The 16490-nt window shown below is 58.7% G+C and carries 15 protein-coding genes; 3 read left to right on the plus strand and 12 right to left on the minus strand.

Translation table 11 applies throughout. The annotated features are described in order from the left end of the window. Nucleotides 1–18 precede the first annotated feature (18 nt). The 12 genes from PUP35_RS10965 to PUP35_RS11020 all read right to left on the minus strand — a co-directional run bounded on the left by PUP35_RS10965 (nucleotide 19) and on the right by PUP35_RS11020 (nucleotide 13226). Nucleotides 19–387, minus strand: a complete 369-nt coding sequence (locus tag PUP35_RS10965) for a hypothetical protein (RefSeq protein WP_133294457.1) — start codon at nucleotides 385–387, stop codon at nucleotides 19–21. A gap of 87 nt (nucleotides 388–474) precedes the next feature. Next, nucleotides 475–1035, minus strand: coding sequence for an RNA polymerase sigma factor (locus PUP35_RS10970; RefSeq protein WP_115875122.1), 561 nt, complete (start codon nucleotides 1033–1035; stop codon nucleotides 475–477). Between the two features lie 5 nt (nucleotides 1036–1040). After that, the gene (locus PUP35_RS10975) at nucleotides 1041–1460 is read right to left on the minus strand and encodes a hypothetical protein (protein ID WP_274239419.1); all 420 of its coding nucleotides are present in this window, start codon (nucleotides 1458–1460) and stop codon (nucleotides 1041–1043) included. A 149-nt stretch (nucleotides 1461–1609) separates the two neighbouring features. Further along, complete coding sequence (locus PUP35_RS10980; protein WP_274239421.1) at nucleotides 1610–2122, minus strand: AAA family ATPase; 513 nt, start codon at nucleotides 2120–2122, stop codon at nucleotides 1610–1612. A gap of 118 nt (nucleotides 2123–2240) precedes the next feature. Then, nucleotides 2241–3791 (minus strand): methyl-accepting chemotaxis protein, encoded by a 1551-nt coding sequence (locus PUP35_RS10985; protein ID WP_271367919.1) that lies wholly within the window; start codon nucleotides 3789–3791, stop codon nucleotides 2241–2243. 89 nt (nucleotides 3792–3880) lie between these two features. Beyond that, nucleotides 3881–4897 (minus strand): LacI family DNA-binding transcriptional regulator, encoded by a 1017-nt coding sequence (locus tag PUP35_RS10990; protein ID WP_136194898.1) that lies wholly within the window; start codon nucleotides 4895–4897, stop codon nucleotides 3881–3883. A 28-nt stretch (nucleotides 4898–4925) separates the two neighbouring features. Next, a complete protein-coding gene (locus PUP35_RS10995) occupies nucleotides 4926–6332 on the minus strand; it encodes a sucrose-6-phosphate hydrolase (protein ID WP_274239427.1) in 1407 nt (468 codons plus the stop codon). Beyond that, entirely contained in the window at nucleotides 6332–7702 is a 1371-nt protein-coding gene (locus PUP35_RS11000) for a sucrose-specific PTS transporter subunit IIBC (RefSeq protein ID WP_023619263.1), read from the minus strand. The genes PUP35_RS10995 and PUP35_RS11000 overlap by 1 nt, the downstream gene beginning before the upstream one ends. Nucleotides 7703–7768: 66 nt before the next feature. Beyond that, nucleotides 7769–9286 (minus strand): carbohydrate porin, encoded by a 1518-nt coding sequence (locus PUP35_RS11005; RefSeq protein ID WP_274239431.1) that lies wholly within the window; start codon nucleotides 9284–9286, stop codon nucleotides 7769–7771. A gap of 173 nt (nucleotides 9287–9459) precedes the next feature. Next, complete coding sequence (locus PUP35_RS11010; protein ID WP_111963601.1) at nucleotides 9460–10350, minus strand: aminoimidazole riboside kinase; 891 nt, start codon at nucleotides 10348–10350, stop codon at nucleotides 9460–9462. An 88-nt stretch (nucleotides 10351–10438) separates the two neighbouring features. Then, entirely contained in the window at nucleotides 10439–11650 is a 1212-nt protein-coding gene (locus tag PUP35_RS11015; protein ID WP_274239433.1) for a diguanylate phosphodiesterase, read from the minus strand. 94 nt (nucleotides 11651–11744) lie between these two features. Continuing rightward, nucleotides 11745–13226, minus strand: coding sequence for an alpha/beta hydrolase (locus tag PUP35_RS11020; protein ID WP_274239434.1), 1482 nt, complete (start codon nucleotides 13224–13226; stop codon nucleotides 11745–11747). A 266-nt stretch (nucleotides 13227–13492) separates the two neighbouring features. Here PUP35_RS11020 and PUP35_RS11025 point away from each other — a divergent pair, with 266 nt between their 5' ends. Genes PUP35_RS11025 through PUP35_RS11035 form a run of 3 tightly spaced genes read left to right on the plus strand, consistent with a single transcriptional unit; the run spans nucleotide 13493 to nucleotide 16483 of the window. After that, nucleotides 13493–14347 (plus strand): MurR/RpiR family transcriptional regulator, encoded by an 855-nt coding sequence (locus PUP35_RS11025; protein WP_115875140.1) that lies wholly within the window; start codon nucleotides 13493–13495, stop codon nucleotides 14345–14347. A 12-nt stretch (nucleotides 14348–14359) separates the two neighbouring features. Beyond that, the gene (ddpX, locus tag PUP35_RS11030; RefSeq protein WP_274239435.1) at nucleotides 14360–14935 is read left to right on the plus strand and encodes a D-alanyl-D-alanine dipeptidase; all 576 of its coding nucleotides are present in this window, start codon (nucleotides 14360–14362) and stop codon (nucleotides 14933–14935) included. A gap of 15 nt (nucleotides 14936–14950) precedes the next feature. Next, on the plus strand, nucleotides 14951–16483 hold the full coding sequence (locus PUP35_RS11035; RefSeq protein ID WP_274239436.1) for an ABC transporter substrate-binding protein: 1533 nt from the start codon (nucleotides 14951–14953) through the stop codon (nucleotides 16481–16483). The last annotated feature ends 7 nt before the right edge of the window (nucleotides 16484–16490 follow it).

The raw sequence follows: 16490 nt of genomic DNA on the forward strand, positions 1-16490 counted from the left end.
GTGTGGTGACGATGTTTTTCATTCACGGAAAACGCAGTTTTTCAGGTGTATTCGGGGAGGCGGCGCCTGAACGGGCTGTTGCGCAGGAGCCATTGCCCGCCCTTGCGTAAACAGCTGCAGCAGCGCGAAGAAGATAATAATGGCCGGCAGCGCGCCGTCGAAGAACAGCGGCTGGGCGCAGAGAAGCGAGTGCGCGCCTAGCTGACAGGGCGATGGCCCGGACTGCTCGGTGCTGGTTTGCGTTGGGGCATCAGCACTCAGAGAAATCTGCGGATCCAGTCCCTGTAAAAAATGGTTGAGCATCACCGCACGCTGCACGAGGCAAAGCGCCATCGCGAGACAGGTGATAATCAAAAGCCATTTTCCGAGGAGCTGACGGTTGCGCATAACATTCCAGAGTGACGAGACGCCCCGATCATAAACGATAGTGATGAATCTACAAGTGCCGGAAGTGTAAGGTTTTGTCTGTCGCCGCTATTCGCCCGTCAGCGCGTCATAGACGTCCCGCAGCCGCGTGCGCAGAAACAGCACCGCCTTGTGCTTGCGGGATAACAGCGCCTGTTCGCTGGCGCCGGTCTCCTCTGCCAGCATTTTAATGCTGTAACCGTGGAGCTCGGTCTTTTCAAACGCCTCGCGCTGCGGCGGAGGAAGTTCAGACAGCGCCTGCCCCAGCTCTTGCCACAGCAGCGTCTTGAGGTACTCCTCTTCCGGCGTGTGCGGTACGCCGAACAGGGTTTCGGCCAGCTCGTCTTCCGGAAAACCGTCGTCGTCATCGCCCGTAAAATAGCCGGAGAGCGATACCTCACGCTTTTTACGCGCCCGGTCGGTCATCTCGTTACGCGCCGCGCGGAACAGCCAGGCGGCGACGTTTTCGACCGGCTGCTCCACTTTCATCAGCTGATACGTCACTTCCTGCAAAATGTCGTCGGCATCATCGCGCACGGAGGTCCGTCCGCGAATGAAGGCTTTCAGCCGGGCGCGGCAGGCATTGAGCGCCGACATCAGCATGGATCCGCCCGCCTCCCCGGCTTTCATCTCGCTCACTCCGCGTCCGGCGCTTTTGGCGTAGCGTCATCGCGCTTATCGTCACGATGACCGTGCCAGCCGCAGTGACCGCGTCCGTGGCGACCAAACCCTTCGCGACGCTGCTGAATAAACGCCTCGCGCTGTTCGGGCGTCATGTTCATCCAGCGCTCGTGCATCCGGCGGTGCGCGCCAAACATTCCGGGTCGGAAACCTAACCCGCCAAAAAGAATGCGGCTCAGCACCAGAATGCCCAGCGCCTGCCAGAATCCAATGGCTTTCACGCCGAGGATCGCCGGGAGCAAGGCGTTCCACAGGGACATCACCAGCAGGCCGAGCACGATGAAAATCACCGCGCCGATGACTAAGCCTTTACCCATGCGGTTGCGACCGAATCCGCGCCCGTGACCTCTGCCGTGCATTTCAAAATCTCTCATGGTGTTTACCTCGTTTACAGTAACTGATTATGGCGTGTGATGAGGTAGACGGATGAGGGAGGGAAATATTGCTGGGGGGAATGAATAATTTTGCGGGGAGCGTATTTTCACACGCCCCGTGAAAGCCATTGCTGGCGCTTGTTCACCGTTTAAGGCCGGTTTAGAGCGTTCTTAATTTCCAGGACTTTATCTGCACACTCTGCAGCTGATAACAGGGCGGTATCCAATATGAGATGTTCTCTTTCCCAGGTTTCGTACTCACGGTTTTTAACCTGTTCCCAGTCAGGAGGCGTGAGCCCTGGGATATCAGAGACTCTGTTCTCTACGCGAAAACGATGTTCTTTTTCGTCTGAGCAGACAATTTCAACTTCCAGGAAAGGCACCTTCAACAACAGAGCAATATTGCGGAAAGCATCTCGCACAAGGTTAATATCATTAACGGAATCGGTCACAACGGTGGAGCCCAGCTTAAGATTCTCACTTGCTAAACCATAGAGGGCAAAATAGCCCTCCGGACCCGTTTTCTGGCCGGGTTCAGAAACTGAACGAATGGCCTGCTCAACGGTATCAACCCGCAGATAAACAGCCCCCAGCCTTTGAGCAACAATTTTTGCAACGGTACTTTTACCGCTGCCGGGTAGCCCACTAAAAATGATTAACATAACTTTCCCTGGTGATAGTTAATATTAGATTTGTGCTGCCTGTAGAGATCTCCTGAATTATACAGTTACGGTTATGCCAGGTACAAAAAAGGCTCCTTGCGGAGCCTCCCTCATTCAATCAAGCCTGCACCGGCAACCTAAAACTCGAAATACTCCGTGAAAGCTGCTGCGCCTGCTCTTCCAGCGAGGCTGCTGCGGCGGCGGACTGCTGCACCAGCGCGGCGTTCTGCTGGGTCACGCCGTCCATTTCGGTCACCGCCTGCCCGACCTGGCCGATCCCGCGGCTCTGCTCTTCGGAGGCGACGGAGATCTGCTCCATCAGCGTATTCACTTTATTCACCGACGTAATGATCGAGTCAATCACCTCGCCCGAGCGGCTCACCAGCTCCGCACCGTTTTTCACGCTGGATACCGACTGCGCGATCAGGCTTTCGATATCTTTCGCCGCCACCGCGCTTTTCTGCGCCAGAGTGCGCACTTCGCTGGCCACGACCGCAAAGCCGCGACCCTGCGTACCGGCGCGCGCCGCTTCAACCGCCGCGTTCAGCGCCAGGATGTTGGTCTGGAAGGCGATGCTGTTAATCACGCTGGTAATGTCTTCGATACGCTTTGAGTTCGCCGCGATGGTATTCATCGTGTCGATGACTTCACGGGTCACCGCTTCACCGGTGTGGGCATTTTTCACCGCGTCCTGCACCAGTTTACCGGCCTGATAAACGTTGTCGGTATTGTTCGCCACCGTCGCGCTCAGCTCTTCCATGCTGGCCGCCGTCTGGGTTAACGCCGAAGCCTGCTGTTCGGTGCGTGACGCCAGGTCGATATTTCCGGAGGCAATCTCCTGCGCTGCGTGCGTTACGGTATGGCTCGCATCGCGCACCTGGGCGATTGTCGCCAGCAGTGCCTGACGCATCTGCTCCATCGAGCTCATAAGATGATCGATTTCGTTATGTGCGCTCCCCTTCACCGGCACCGGAATGTCCAGCTTGCCTGCCGCAATCTGGCTGCAGTGCTCGCGCGCCAGGTTGATCGGCGCAAAGACAAAGCGCTTCATCAGCAGGCTAACGGCGATAATCACCACCACAAACAGGCTGGCGATAGCGGCAACGATCGCCAGGCCAGAGACGAAGTTACTGCTCGCATCTTCGTTCAGGCTTTTGGCGTATTTCTGGTGGACGGAAAGCACCTGGTCGAGAACGATCTCGTACTGGCGGTCAAGGCGGGAGACTTCCGGGATCAGCGCGTTGAATTTAGCCACATCGTGCGCCTCGGCGGCGTCGATCAGCGGCGCCAGCCCCTGGTTGCGGTAGTTTTGCCAGCCGTCCTGATAGGCTGTCACCAGCGGCGCTTCATCCGGCAGACGCGGCGACGCCATAAAGGCCGCAAAGGCGTGGTCCGCTTTGGTCAGCGCCTCTTTCACGGCGGCAAGCTTGGCAGCCTCGTCGGCAGTATTACCCGCTTCCACCATCTTCACATACTCCATAACCCTCACGCGTAGCGTACGGCTGTGGTTGATGGGGTCAATAATGGACAACACAACCTGGATCTCTTTGTTGACGTTATCCAGCGAATTATTACTTTTAATGATGAGGCCAACGCTGGTGACGGTGCTGACAACAAAGAAGAAAAGCAGCGAGAACAGGACAATCAGGGACGACTTTTTCAACGACATAAACCAATACCTCAAGGAGAATTATTCCTTATGGTTATCGGCGCTTCCAAAACTTAAATTAATTAAAGTTATTGAAGTATCCAGTCGGGCTATTTCGATGACTTATAGCGCCGCTGCAGGGTGGCAGACAGCTTGCGTTGCAACGGTTCCGGGGTCTCCCCCTCGATCAGTTTGCTAATCAAATCAAAGCAGTGCCACGCCAGCTGTCGGTTATCCTGGCGGATGGTATCTACCGGGATCGTCAGCGAATCGTAGAGATAGTGATCGTCAAAACTGGCTAACCTGATATCGCTTTGCAGCAGGTTATGCTGGCCCATATAGCGCAGCACCCCTTCCAGCAGCCCGCAGGCGGCGGCGAAGAGCGCTTTTGGCGGACGCCCCAGGCGGGCGCAGAGTTCAGCAAACATCTCGTATCCGGAGCTCGGGTGATAGTTGCCGTGAATGATCCACTCGGGGCGCAGCTCCACGCCGGCCTCACGCAGCCCTTGCTTAAACCCTTCCAGACGGTCGCGCGTCGGGGATAAGCGGGGCTGGCCGCCGAGAAAGTAGAACTCATCAGGATGCTGGCGCGCAATGTCAGCCACCAGTTCGGTCGTCGGGGTAATGGAATCGGTGATCACCAGCGGCAGCGCGCTGTCGTTGATGTGACGGTCAAACAGGACCACCGGCAGCTGCTCGCTGAGCTTATGGTAGTCCGCATCGTTGAGCATGCTGGAAGCCACAATCAGCCCGTCCACCTGACGCGCCACCATGTTGTTCACCACCACCGTCTCCTGCCCCGGGTTTTCATCGCTGCAGGAGATCAGCAGCTGAACGCCCGCCTCGCGGCACAGCGTTTCCAGCTCGTGAGAAAAAACGGCAAAACCGTAGTTGGTGATCTCCGGGACCACCAGACCAACGGTGTGGCTGCGGTTATCGCGCAGCGACCGGGCGTGAATGCTGGGCTGATAGTGGTGCTCTTTTGCAATCGCCAGCACGCGCTCGCGCGTCTCTTCCGCCACGCGAAGCTCTTTGCTGCGCCCGTTCAGGACCAGGCTGGCGGTGGCTTTTGACACGCCCGCCAGCTCCGCGATGTCTTTAATGGTGACGCGTTTTGTTTTTCTCACAACGACTTAGATCCGGCTGCCAAAACCCTCATTCTATCATGCAGGCGCGCAGCGACCAGTAGCGTAATGTGATATCGGACGCACCTTCGAACCGCACCCGGGCCGGATGGTCAGGAAAATAGCGGCTGCTCATCACTCCTTCGCCGTGGTTAATGAAGATTTCGACGCTGGAGCGGTCGCAGAGAACGCGTAAATGAGTGACGTCGCCCTGCCAGTAGCGGGTCAGCGTTTCACCGGTTTTCAGGCTCGCGCGTTCCAGACGCACGCCCTGCTCATCGACCATAAGACGCAGCGCGCCGGCAAAATCGACGTTCACGCGCGCGGCGCTAAGCTCAAACTCCAGGCACGTCGCGTCCAGTTCAGGCGCCTCGAGAGCGCGCCCCTGCCAGCGCTGCTCATCTTCACGCAGCGCCGCCAGCTCGCGCACCGGGGTCTGCCAGAGCCTGCCGTCGCGGTACCGTAATTCGCGCGGGCAGGTCATCTGGTGCATCCAGCCGTGCGCCCGGGTGGGCTGAAGCATCTCTTCCCCGTCCGGTACGCCCATCCAGCCGATCAGAATGCGGCGACCGTCTTCCGCCAGCGTGGTTTGCGGGGCGTAAAACTCAAACCCCGCATCCAGCTCGTGAAGCTCGCCGTGATCGAATGCGGCGTTTGCATAGTCAAATGCCCCGCTCATCCAGGTAGCCGGATAGGTATTGAGGTAGCGATGCGGCTCGCGCGCCAGCCCCTGCGGGCAGCTGATCAGAACATGCGTTCCGTCGAGGGCAAACAGGTCCGGACACTCCCACATATACCCCGAGTTCGTCAGGCCGTTAACCCCGTGACCGGCGATCTCCCCGCAGGACGTCCAGGCGTGCAAATCGGCTGACTTAAAGAGCAGCACCTTGCCGCGCTTTTGCACATCCTGCGCGCCGAGCACCATGTACCACTCCCCTTCGTGCTGCCACACCTTCGGGTCGCGCACGTGTCCGGTGTAGCCTTCCGGCAGCGCCAGCACCGGCCCCAGCTTCGTAAAGGTCCCGTCCGGCTGCTCCACGGCCAGGCACTGCCAGGCGGTGCGGCTGCCGTCATCGAACTTGACGTTGCCGGTGTAGCAAAGCGTCAGGACGCCCTGGTTATCCACGGCGCTGCCGGAGTAGCAGCCGTTGCGGTCATACTCTTCGTCGGGCATCAGCGCCAGCGGCTCATGCCGCCAGTGCACGAGGTCCGCAGAGCTCCAGTGCCCCCAGCACTTGAAGCGATGCTCGCAGTCCAGCGGGTTCCACTGATAGAACAGGTGGTAGCGGCCGGCAAACCAGATAAACCCGTTCGGGTCGTTCATCAGCCCCGTCACCGGCGCGGGATGCCACTGCGGATAATGGCTGTCCGCCAGCGCCCGCGGCTGACCTTTCATAACGGCCTGCAGGATCGCAGGCCAGCGGGAAGGTAACGTCATTATTCAGAATCCGTTTTATATTTCAGCAGCAGCGAGACGGTAAACGCCACGCCAAAGGCAATCACCATGCCGATAATATAGTTCAGCAGCGAGCTGGCCTGCACGATGGCCATGCCCGGGATGGCGGTCAGCCCGACGGCAGTCATGTATACATGTACGGAGACCACCCAGGCCCCGCCCACCGCACCGCCAATCAGCGCGGCGATAAACGGCTTAACGAAGCGCAGGTTGATACCAAAAATGGCCGCTTCGGTGATGCCCAGCATCGCAGAGAACGCCGACGGTAAGGTAATGGCTTTGATTTTGGCATCTTTGGTTTTGAACCACACCGCCAGACAGGCGCCGCCCTGCGCCACGTTCGCCATGGCCCAGATCGGCAGCAGGAAGTTAACGCCAATCGACGGGTTACCCAGCAGCCCGGCTTCAATCGCGTGGAAGCTGTGGTGAATACCGGTGATCACAATTACCGAGTAAAGCCCGCCGAACAGCAGTCCGGCCAGCCAGCCCGCGTGGGCGATCAGCGTGCTCAGAATAAAGGAGATACCGTCCCCCAGAGCGCGCCCCGCCGGGCCGATAATCAGCAAGGCGATAAAGCCGGAGATAACGACGGTGAGGAACGGGGTCAGGATCAGGTCTAACGCATCCGGGATCGCGCGGCGCAGGTTTTTCTCGACGATGCTCATAAACCAGACGGCCAGCAGCACCGGGAATACCGTGCCCTGATAGCCAATCATCGCAATCTCAAGGCCGAAGAAGTTCATGGTGTGGAAACCCGACGCCACGCCCCAGGCGTTGGTCAGCGCCGGGTGGGTCAGAATGCCGCCCAGCGTCGCGCCGAGGTACGGGTTACCGCCAAATTCGCGCGCGGCGGTGAAGCCAATCAGAATAGGCAGGATGATGAACGCCGCGGAGCTGCACATGTCCAGCATGATGTAGATGGCGTTATCCGCATTGACCCAGCCGTAGGTTTTCACCATGCCGAGAAGGCCCATCAGCAGACCGGACGCCACAATCGCGGGGATGATTGGCACAAAGATGTTGGAGAGCAGACGGGCAATACGCTGGAACGGGTTCAGCTTGCGCGCCGCCAGATCTGCGGCTTCCGACTTGCTGGACTCACTTATCCCGGCCGCCTGAATAAACGCGGCATAAACCTTGTTGACCACGCCCGTACCAAAAATCACCTGCATCTGCCCGGCGTTACGGAAGCAGCCTTTTACGCCGTCGACCTTGCCGATGGCCTGCTGATCCGCCAGCGCGTCATCGACCAGCACCAGACGAAGACGCGTTGCGCAGTGCGCCGCGCTGGCGATATTTTCCTTGCCACCGAGCAGCGGAATAAGCTCGCGGGCGATTTGATTAAAATCCATAGATACCTCTGCCTGACTTCTTTTTATGATGTACGAAACGCTCCCGCCAGGCGGGAGCGTGATGGGTTAAAACCAGGTTTCCATCTGGACCCCAAAGTTCCATTCCCCGCCGGCGTTGAAGCCGCTGCTGCCAAAGGCATCATCGCTGGCGTAATGATCCAGTTTGCTGCTCCAGTCCATCCAGGTGGCAAACAGGCGCAGCTCAGGACGGCTGAAGAAATCGCCGATTTTGCTCGCTTTTAAGGTTGGCGCAAAGGTCAGCTTGTAGAAACTGCCGTTGACGGCGTTGCGGTCCTTATAGCCTTCCGGATTTAAATCCATGTACTGATAGCTTCCCTCAAACGCCAGCGCGAAATTCTGGGTGACCTCTTTAATCAGGCGGGTGTTGAGCGTTACCCACTCATAGCTATCGCCCTTGACGTAGCGATCTTTACTGCTTTGTGCCAGAACGGCGGGCGCAACGCTCCAGCCGCCGCCCACAGGCGTGACACCGTAACTTGCGAAGCGCCAGGTATCCGCCTCAGACAGCAGCGCGCCGTCGGAGCCGATGCTTTTGACTTCCGCCCCCAGACCGTGACCGTACAGAAGCGCCGTTTTGGCAGTCCCTTCGCGCAGGCCGTAGAAGCTGTCATTATGCAAGCCGACCAGGGCATGAACGCCAGTATTGGCGGCATCCGTTTTGATGAGATCGCCGTTAGTGTCTTTACGGTCGTCGTTATCTTTCGCCCGCAGGCCGCTCACCATCAGCTGGAACGGACCAGCGAAGTGGTTCATGCTGAGGATATAGTTCTGAACGTTGTTGTCGGTCTGCTCCACGCTGCCGAAGTTGCGGCCGTAAATGGAGAAGTTACTGCGCAGCGAATCGTTCCACTTCACGTCGTAAACGCCGCCGCCGGTACCGGCCAGGAACACCACGTCGGAGTCCAGCCAGTGGATATCAAAGTTGTCCCGGTCGAAGCGTTTACCCGCCCAGAAGGTGCTGCCCTTCAGCGCGCCGGTAAAATCAGGCAGGTTGCCCAGCTCCGTGAAAGCCTGGCGAATATTGAGATCGCTGGTATCGGCTGACCAGTCGTTATAGGTTCTCTGACCGTCGGCCAGCATCGCCTTAAAGCGCGTGGTCGCCCCGTTGTCCAGGGTTTGCTTGTGCTCCAGGTTCAGCTCAACGTAGGTGTCGGCTTCGTTCCCCAGACGCCCTACCGCGCCGCCGGTTTCTCCGGCCGGGGTCAGATAAGGGCCGCTTTTGCTGCTGGAGGCCGCATCGTTCATCAGCATGCCCGAGCGGGCGTAGCCGTGGAACTCAAACCCGCCGGTCTGATCCGCCTTCTTCTCCAGCGCGGTGGTGCGCTGCGCTACCGCCTGAGTTGTCGTTTGCGTCTGCTGCTGAGCGGCAACCAGCTGCTGCGTTTTTTGTTCCGCATCGGCGGCGCGTTTTTCAGCCACCTGCGCACGCGTTTCCGCCGCCTGGAGGCGCTGCTCCATCGCGGCAAGACGCGCTTCAATACTGGACATATCCGTTTGGGCAAAAACAGAGGTACTTCCGGCCAGCATGCCTATCATCACGGCAAGTCTGCGTTTTTTATACATTTTGTCGCATCCCTAAAAGAAGTCATTAAACGTGCTAAATTGCTAAACCGGTTTAGGTTGCTGATACTAAACCTGTGAATTTTGGATCGGCAATCTTTTTTGCTAAACCGTTTTAGTAAGTGTGATCGAGGCGACAATTCAGGCCGCCGGATGGCGGCCAGTGAAGGGAGGAATTACAGTTCGTGCTGCCAGGGCAACGCGGTCATCGCCCCTTTGGCGGTGGTGGCCAGCGCGCCGCAGCGCTGGGCGAGCGCGATAACCGGCGTCAGGTCCTGGCCGGCGGCCAGCCCGTAGAGCAGCCCCGCCACGAAGGCATCGCCCGCGCCGGTGGTATCGACACACTCAACAGGCGTTGCCGGATAGTGCTCCACGGCGCCGTCATGCCAGGCGATGACGCCCTCTTTACCCTGAGTGACCAGCACCAGACGCGCCGGGCAGCGCTGCATCAGCACCTCCAGACCAACGTTGACCTCCGCGCTGCCGGTGAAAAAGGCCAGCTCTTCTACCGAAAGTTTCACCACGTCGGCGCTTTGCAGGGCCTGCTCCAGGCAGCCATGCAGTGCGTTCTCATCCGGCCAGAGGTCCGGGCGAATATTGGGGTCGAAGCTGACGTAACCGCCCGCTTCACGGATGGCGGCCATCGCCTCAAATGTCGCCGTACGGCTCGGCTCTGCGCTTAGCGCGATGGAGCAGACGTGCAGCCACTCTCCGGCGCTAAACGGTGGCAGATCGGCGGGTTCCAGAAACAGATCGGCGCTCGGGCGCACCATGAACGTAAACGAGCGCTCGCCATGGTCGTCGAGATCGACCACTACCGTTGAGGTGCGGTGCGCCGGGTCAAGGCGCATCCACGTCACGTCAACCCGCTCGTCGGCGAGCGTTTTCGCCATAAAGCGCCCGAAAGGATCGTCGCCAACCCTGCCGATAAAGGCGCTCTGGCCGCCGAGCCGGGCAATTCCGACCGCAACGTTTGCCGGTGCGCCGCCGGGACACTGCAACAATCTGCCTTCTCCATCGGGCAGCAAATCCACTACCGCATCGCCAAGTACCCAGATTTTCTTCATGTGATCCTCTTAGCTAAACTATGTTAAACCGTTTTAGCTATTTAAGCACAGGCCGGGCAAAGGGGAAATAACGGGAGGGAAAATTGGCTTACCGCACCAGATGCGGCCAGTAGATATCGCCGACGCCATTCAGCTGCGGCCGGGCAAACAGGAAGCCCTGGAAACGACGGATACCGGCGGATTCAAGCCAGCACCACTCTTCTATTTTCTCAATGCCTTCAGCCACCAGGGTGATTTCCAGATCGGAGCAACAGCTGATGATGGAGCGCACGATCGCCTGCTTCGGGCCGCTCAGGTGGATGTTGCTGACAATTTCGCGGTCGATTTTAATTTTGTCAGGCTGGAAGCGGGTCAGCAGCGAAAGCCCGGCATAGCCCGAACCAAAATCATCGATCGCCAGGCCAATCCCCTCGCCGCGAAGCTGCTTGATGGCGCTGTTAAACTGGTTGAACCCGGAGATCATCTCGTTTTCAGTGACTTCAATGACCACCTGCTCCGGCTGAAGGCCATGCTTTTTAATCTGATTGACCAGAAATTCCACCGCGCCAGGGACATTAACCAGCGACATGGGAAGCAGGTTTACCGCGATTTTATGGCTGCCAATGCCCAGCTTTTCCGCCAGCGCAAAGGCATACGCTTTTGTCTGGAGATCGACTTCGTAGACGTTGTCCGGGTTAACGGTGCTGAAGAAATGCTCCGGGCTGCCGCCGTCGTTGCCGCGGATAAGCGCCTCAAGGGAGCTGATCTTCCCTTCCGAGGGCTCGACAATAGGCTGCAGCGCAAACTGGCAGGTTTGCCCGACAATCAGGCCCAGATGCTCACCAAAGGGTAACGTTTCGGTCGAGAGCGTCCATTTGTCCGGGGTGTAGCGTGCCCCCGACGGGGCCGGACGTTTACCGGTTATAAAGGTCTGAATAAATTTGAACACCCGATCGTCGGAGGTCAGATAGCTCTCCAGCTTGCTGTAGCGCAGCACCGACTGCAGCACCTCTTTCGGCGACTGCGTTTGCAGATCAAATAGCAGCATGCCGACGTTTTCGAAGCGTCTGCGCGGACCATAGTCCCGCAGCAGTTCTACCACCCCGCTGTGCCGCTTGTCCTCACGGATGGTATGGAACAGTTTGACCACACTCTCTTCGGACCCTTCGAGGATCTGCAGAACGTCGTTCCCTTTAGCAAGGAGGACGCCGGTGATATTCAGTTTTGCATTGCGGCCCCTGGCGCGCTCCACCAGCTCCCGCAGTTCAGTGGTCGGGCGTGATAAATTCAACTGGCTTCGGTAGATCAGAGTCGTCAGCACAAAATGGGTTCCGATGAGAAAGAGAGGTGCTTTGAAGCTACTATTTAACATACTTAATCAATGCGACCTAACTTATTCACACCACAAAGGAACGTTACTTTCCCCCGTCGCTAATCCGGCTGTCGATCCTCTCCTGCATATAGTCGTAGAACGGGTTCGAGGTGACCCGCATCAGCGCCTCTTTTCCGACGCTCAACACGGACGTTTCTCCCCAGAGCGCAATCGTCCCGAGGCTGATGCCGTAGCGGTTTTTCACTGCAGGTTCACGACCATAAAGATCGTCATCCGGCGGGAACGGCACCGCAACGTGCGACAGGGAATAGACATCCTGCGGCCAGGACTGCGCAAGCGGCACGACCGTCTCCTGCGTGCTGCCTGCTGGAGTGATTTTCGCCACCGTCGAGAAACTGTGCTCGCCGGCATTGGTGATAACAGTGACACTGTAACGCCTTTGCGCAACCGGCAGCAGCGCCGAGGTTGCCGTCCACGACGACGGTTTGAACAGCGGACGGAAGCTGGCTGCCTGATTGATGTCAAACACCACCAGTTCGCTGCCGTTTGCCGGAAGCTGGTCAAACAGGCCGGTCACCACCGCGCGGGTGCTGACCGTAGAATCCATGACCGACTGGAACGCCAGCACCGGCGGCAAATTCGCCAGCCTGTTTTCCCGCGCCTCACGGCCAATCTGCTCCTGCAGGGCCTTCGTCAGCAGCCAAGACTGGCGAGCGGCGTTAACCGGGAAAGAATTGTATTTATACGGATTATATTCCGGCGCAATATTCAGCCAGGCTGCTTTAGCAAACGCCGGCAGCAGCGCCGGTAACCCGGCGAAACCGGCAAAGCGCGCAAAGGCCGTCACGCCGATCATCGGTGAGAGCAGGATCACCTGCTGGGGTTTACGCAGCGCAGAGGTGTCAAGCGCATCAAGGGTATATTTCATCGCCAGCGCCCCGCCGTTTGAGTAGCCCACCAGATGCAAAGGCACAGCTTCACCCGCCAGGCGCGTGGCTTCCCGCACCGCAAGACGCGTCGCCGCCAGCCACATTTCCCAGTCAACGTCCGTCAACGCACCGGGCGCGGTGCCGTGTCCGGGTAGACGCGGGACGACGGCCACAAAGCCGTGCTGCTGATAGTTCACGGCAAGACGCCTGACGCTGTAAGGAGAATCCGTCAGTCCATGCAGCAACACCACCGCGCCGCGTGGCTTTCCGGCCGGCATCAGCACAAAGGAGCGGTTGGCATCGGGGGCAAACTGACCGGGCCATACCAGGCTCTGGCGGTAGTAGCGGTTTAACGGGGTTTGTTCCTCGCCCGCTGTTTTCGCCGTCACCGCGTTATCCAGATCGGTGAAAATCGCCTTTTCCCGGGCCTGATACCCGGCAAAGTCGGTGTTGTCCATCTCGCGCGCGGACATCTCATTGGCCCGCCAGGTGTGCCACAGGTGCAGTTCCGGTCCCTGCTGCGAGAGATAGACCCGCACCGCCAGCAGGACGACCAGTACGATCCCCACGACCATTCCTGTTTTCTTTGCAAGCGCGATCAGGCGCACGCTGACTCGCCAGGGCAGATTTGCCATGCCGGGATCCCTTTTATATTCACAGTACATCTATCTTATCAAAAATGTGAACGGACTGACGTATTCACCAAATTCATACCTGCCCGCTCAGCCAGTGCACCAAAAGTGAACTACGCTGCACAAATGTTGATCATTGGTTAACTAAATATTGCATGAAGTTTACTGCTCAGCGGGTTTTCGCCCGCCTGTGAATATGGCACGCGTCATGCATTGTTAACTGGGTAACACAAATTCGACCATTGACAGCCTGTTAACAGCGAGGCGGTATGACGACGAAACCTGAGATGCTGAGCCGTATCGAAGCGACGTTCAGCCAGCTCACGCCCAGCGAAAAGCGGGTCGGAAGCTGGCTGCTGGCGCACGCCGCGCAAATCCCGTTTGAAACGGCGGAAAGTGTGGGTCAGGCGAGCGGGACCAGCGGAATTACCGTCGGACGCTTCCTGCGCAAGCTGGGGTACCGCAACCTGGAAGATGCCAAAAAAAGCCTGCGCGATCCGTATCAGCCCTGGGGCATGAACGAGCGGCTCGACTCCTGGCAGCAGCAGCGCCCTCTTTCCAGCCGCCTTCAGCACGCCCTGTCGCTGGAAGTGGACGCCATCACGCAGGTGTACCAGCTGGCGCAAACGGACGCTTTTCGTCAGGTGGTGCACCATCTGGCCCACGCGGACGCGGTCTTTGTGCTGGGGATCCAGTCCACGCGCGGGATTGCCAACGCCTTCTTCAGCCACCTCGAGTACCTCCGCCCGCGGGTGAGCTATTCGGAGGGCGCTTCCGGCAGCTGGGTGGAATCCCTCAACTCGGGGTTTTCGCATCCGTACGTCGTGCTGACTGACACGCGCACCTACTCTGCGATGGCCCGTCAGTACTGCCGCGTCGCCAGCGAGAAAGGCATTCCGCTGGCCTTAATCACCGACATCTGGTGCCCGTGGGCGCGGGATTACCCGATGGATTTGCTGCAGGTGAAAACCGATACCGGTCATTTCTGGGATTCACTTGCCCCCGTGAGCTGCCTGTTCAACCTGCTGCTGTCGGGCGTGGTGGAAGCGCTGGGTGAAGCGCTCCCGGCGCGTCTGGCGGTAAACCGACAATTACAACAAGAGTTTGGTCAATTCGAACGCTAAAGGAGCGGAGCTATGCCCGTAGAGAGTGAACTGATTGATGTGGCGAAGACGTTCCCCACGCTGCATGTCGATCTGAAGTACGCCACCGCCGACAATATTACCGGCCGCCCAATTTACCAGGAGGCGCTGTGCCTGCTGCATACCGACGCGGCCACCGCGCTGGCAAAAGCCATCAGCATTGCCACGCTGGCCGGACTGAAGCTGGTGGTCTACGACGCCTATCGGCCGCAGCAGGCGCAGGCCCAGCTGTGGGAGGCCTGCCCGAACCCGGAATATGTTGTCGACGTGGCGATTGGCTCCAACCACAGTCGCGGCACGGCCATCGACGTGACCCTGATGGACGAGCATAACGCCGTGCTGGATATGGGCGCTGGTTTTGACGAAATGCATGACCGCTCGCATCCGTATCACCCTTCCGTGCCGCCCCACGCCCAGCGCAACCGTCTGCTGTTGAACGCCATCATGTTCGGCGGCGGTTTTGTCGGGATCGGCAGCGAATGGTGGCACTTCGAACTGCCGAACGCCGCCAGCTACCCGCTGCTTGATGACCGTTTTGCCTGTTTTCCCCTGACGCACACCCCTCTTTAAACCTGGAGCACTGCCATGAAAACATCGCTTCTCTCGACCGTCATTGCCGCCACGCTGGCCCTGAGTGCACCGCTGGCGCTGGCTGCCGTCCCGAAAGACATGCTGGCGATCGGTAAAGCCGCCGACCCGCAAACGCTCGATCCGGCCATCACCATTGATAACAACGACTGGACCGTCACCTATCCGTCCTACCAGCGTCTGGTCAAGTACAAGCCAGGCTCTACCGAGGTAGAAGGCGATCTGTCGACGGGCTGGAAAGCCTCCGACGACCAGAAAGTGTGGACCTTTACCCTGGCGGATAACGCCAAATTTTCCGACGGCACGCCGGTTACCGCCGAGGCGGTCAAACTCTCCTTTGAGCGCCTGCTGAAGCTCAGCCAGGGGCCGTCTGAAGCCTTCCCGAAAGACCTGAAAGTTGATGCCGTTGATGAGCACACGGTGAAATTCACCCTCAGCCAGCCGTTCGCGCCTTTCCTCTACACCCTGGCAAACGACGGGGCGTCCATCATTAACCCGGCGGTGCTGAAGGCCAATGCCGCAGACGACGCGCGCGGCTTTCTGGCGCAAAACACCGCCGGTTCCGGGCCGTTTATGTTGAAGAGCTGGCAGAAAGGCCAGCAGCTGGTGCTGGTCCCTAACCCCCACTGGTCGGGCGACAAGCCGCACTTCAAGCGCGTCTCGGTAAAAATTATCGGTGAGAGCGCGTCGCGTCGTCTGCAGCTTTCCCGCGGTGACCTGGACATTGCCGACTCCCTGCCGGTCGACCAGCTGGCAGCCCTGAAGCAGGAAGGCAAAGTCGCCGTCGCCGAATACCCGTCCCTGCGCGTGACCTATCTCTACCTCAATAACAGCAAAGCGCCGCTCAATCAGGTGGATTTACGCCGCGCGGTCTCCTGGGCGACGGACTATCAGGGGATGGTGAAGGGCATTCTGAGCGGCAACGGCAAGCAAATGCGCGGCCCGATCCCGGAAGGCATGTGGGGCTTTGACGCCGCGGCCATGCAGTACAGCCTCGACGAGGCCAAAGCTAAAGCAGCCCTGGAGAAGGTCAAAGACAAGCCCGCCAGCCTGACCTTCCTCTACTCGGACAACGATCCAAACTGGGAGCCTATCGCCCTCTCAACCCAGGCCAGCCTTGGCAAGATCGGCATTAACGTCAAGCTGGAGAAACTGGCCAATGCCACCATGCGCGACCGCGTCGGCAAAGGCGATTACGACATCGCCATCGGCAACTGGAGCCCGGACTTTGCCGACCCGTACATGTTCATGAACTACTGGTTCGAATCGGATAAAAAAGGGCTGCCGGGCAACCGCTCGTTCTATGAGAACAAAGAGGTCGATTCCCTGCTGCAGGCCGCGCTGAAAACCACGGACCAGGCGGAACGCACCAAAGATTATCAGCAGGCGCAAAAGGTGGTCATCGACGAAGCGGCGTACGTTTATCTGTTCCAGAAGAACTACCAGCTGGCGATGAACAAAGAGGTCAAAGGCTTCACCTTTAATCCGATGCTCGAGCAGGTGTTCAACATCGCCACCATGAGCAAGTAACCGTTTC

Source organism: Enterobacter sp. S-33 (assembly GCF_028735835.1).
GTDB lineage: Bacteria > Pseudomonadota > Gammaproteobacteria > Enterobacterales > Enterobacteriaceae > Enterobacter > Enterobacter vonholyi.

Bases quoted from the DNA above. Each gene is read 5' to 3' on its own strand.
- PUP35_RS10965 (WP_133294457.1), bottom strand. From the start codon at position 387: ATGCGCAACCGTCAGCTCCTCGGAAAATGGCTTTTGATTATCACCTGT.
- PUP35_RS10970 (WP_115875122.1), bottom strand. From the start codon at position 1,035: ATGAAAGCCGGGGAGGCGGGCGGATCCATGCTGATGTCGGCGCTCAAT.
- PUP35_RS10975 (WP_274239419.1), bottom strand. From the start codon at position 1,460: ATGAGAGATTTTGAAATGCACGGCAGAGGTCACGGGCGCGGATTCGGT.
- PUP35_RS10980 (WP_274239421.1), bottom strand. From the start codon at position 2,122: ATGTTAATCATTTTTAGTGGGCTACCCGGCAGCGGTAAAAGTACCGTT.
- PUP35_RS10985 (WP_271367919.1), bottom strand. From the start codon at position 3,791: ATGTCGTTGAAAAAGTCGTCCCTGATTGTCCTGTTCTCGCTGCTTTTC.
- PUP35_RS10995 (WP_274239427.1), bottom strand. From the start codon at position 6,332: ATGACGTTACCTTCCCGCTGGCCTGCGATCCTGCAGGCCGTTATGAAA.
- PUP35_RS11000 (WP_023619263.1), bottom strand. From the start codon at position 7,702: ATGGATTTTAATCAAATCGCCCGCGAGCTTATTCCGCTGCTCGGTGGC.
- PUP35_RS11005 (WP_274239431.1), bottom strand. From the start codon at position 9,286: ATGTATAAAAAACGCAGACTTGCCGTGATGATAGGCATGCTGGCCGGA.
- PUP35_RS11010 (WP_111963601.1), bottom strand. From the start codon at position 10,350: ATGAAGAAAATCTGGGTACTTGGCGATGCGGTAGTGGATTTGCTGCCC.
- PUP35_RS11020 (WP_274239434.1), bottom strand. From the start codon at position 13,226: ATGGCAAATCTGCCCTGGCGAGTCAGCGTGCGCCTGATCGCGCTTGCA.
- PUP35_RS11025 (WP_115875140.1), top strand. From the start codon at position 13,493: ATGACGACGAAACCTGAGATGCTGAGCCGTATCGAAGCGACGTTCAGC.
- ddpX (WP_274239435.1), top strand. From the start codon at position 14,360: ATGCCCGTAGAGAGTGAACTGATTGATGTGGCGAAGACGTTCCCCACG.
- PUP35_RS11035 (WP_274239436.1), top strand. From the start codon at position 14,951: ATGAAAACATCGCTTCTCTCGACCGTCATTGCCGCCACGCTGGCCCTG.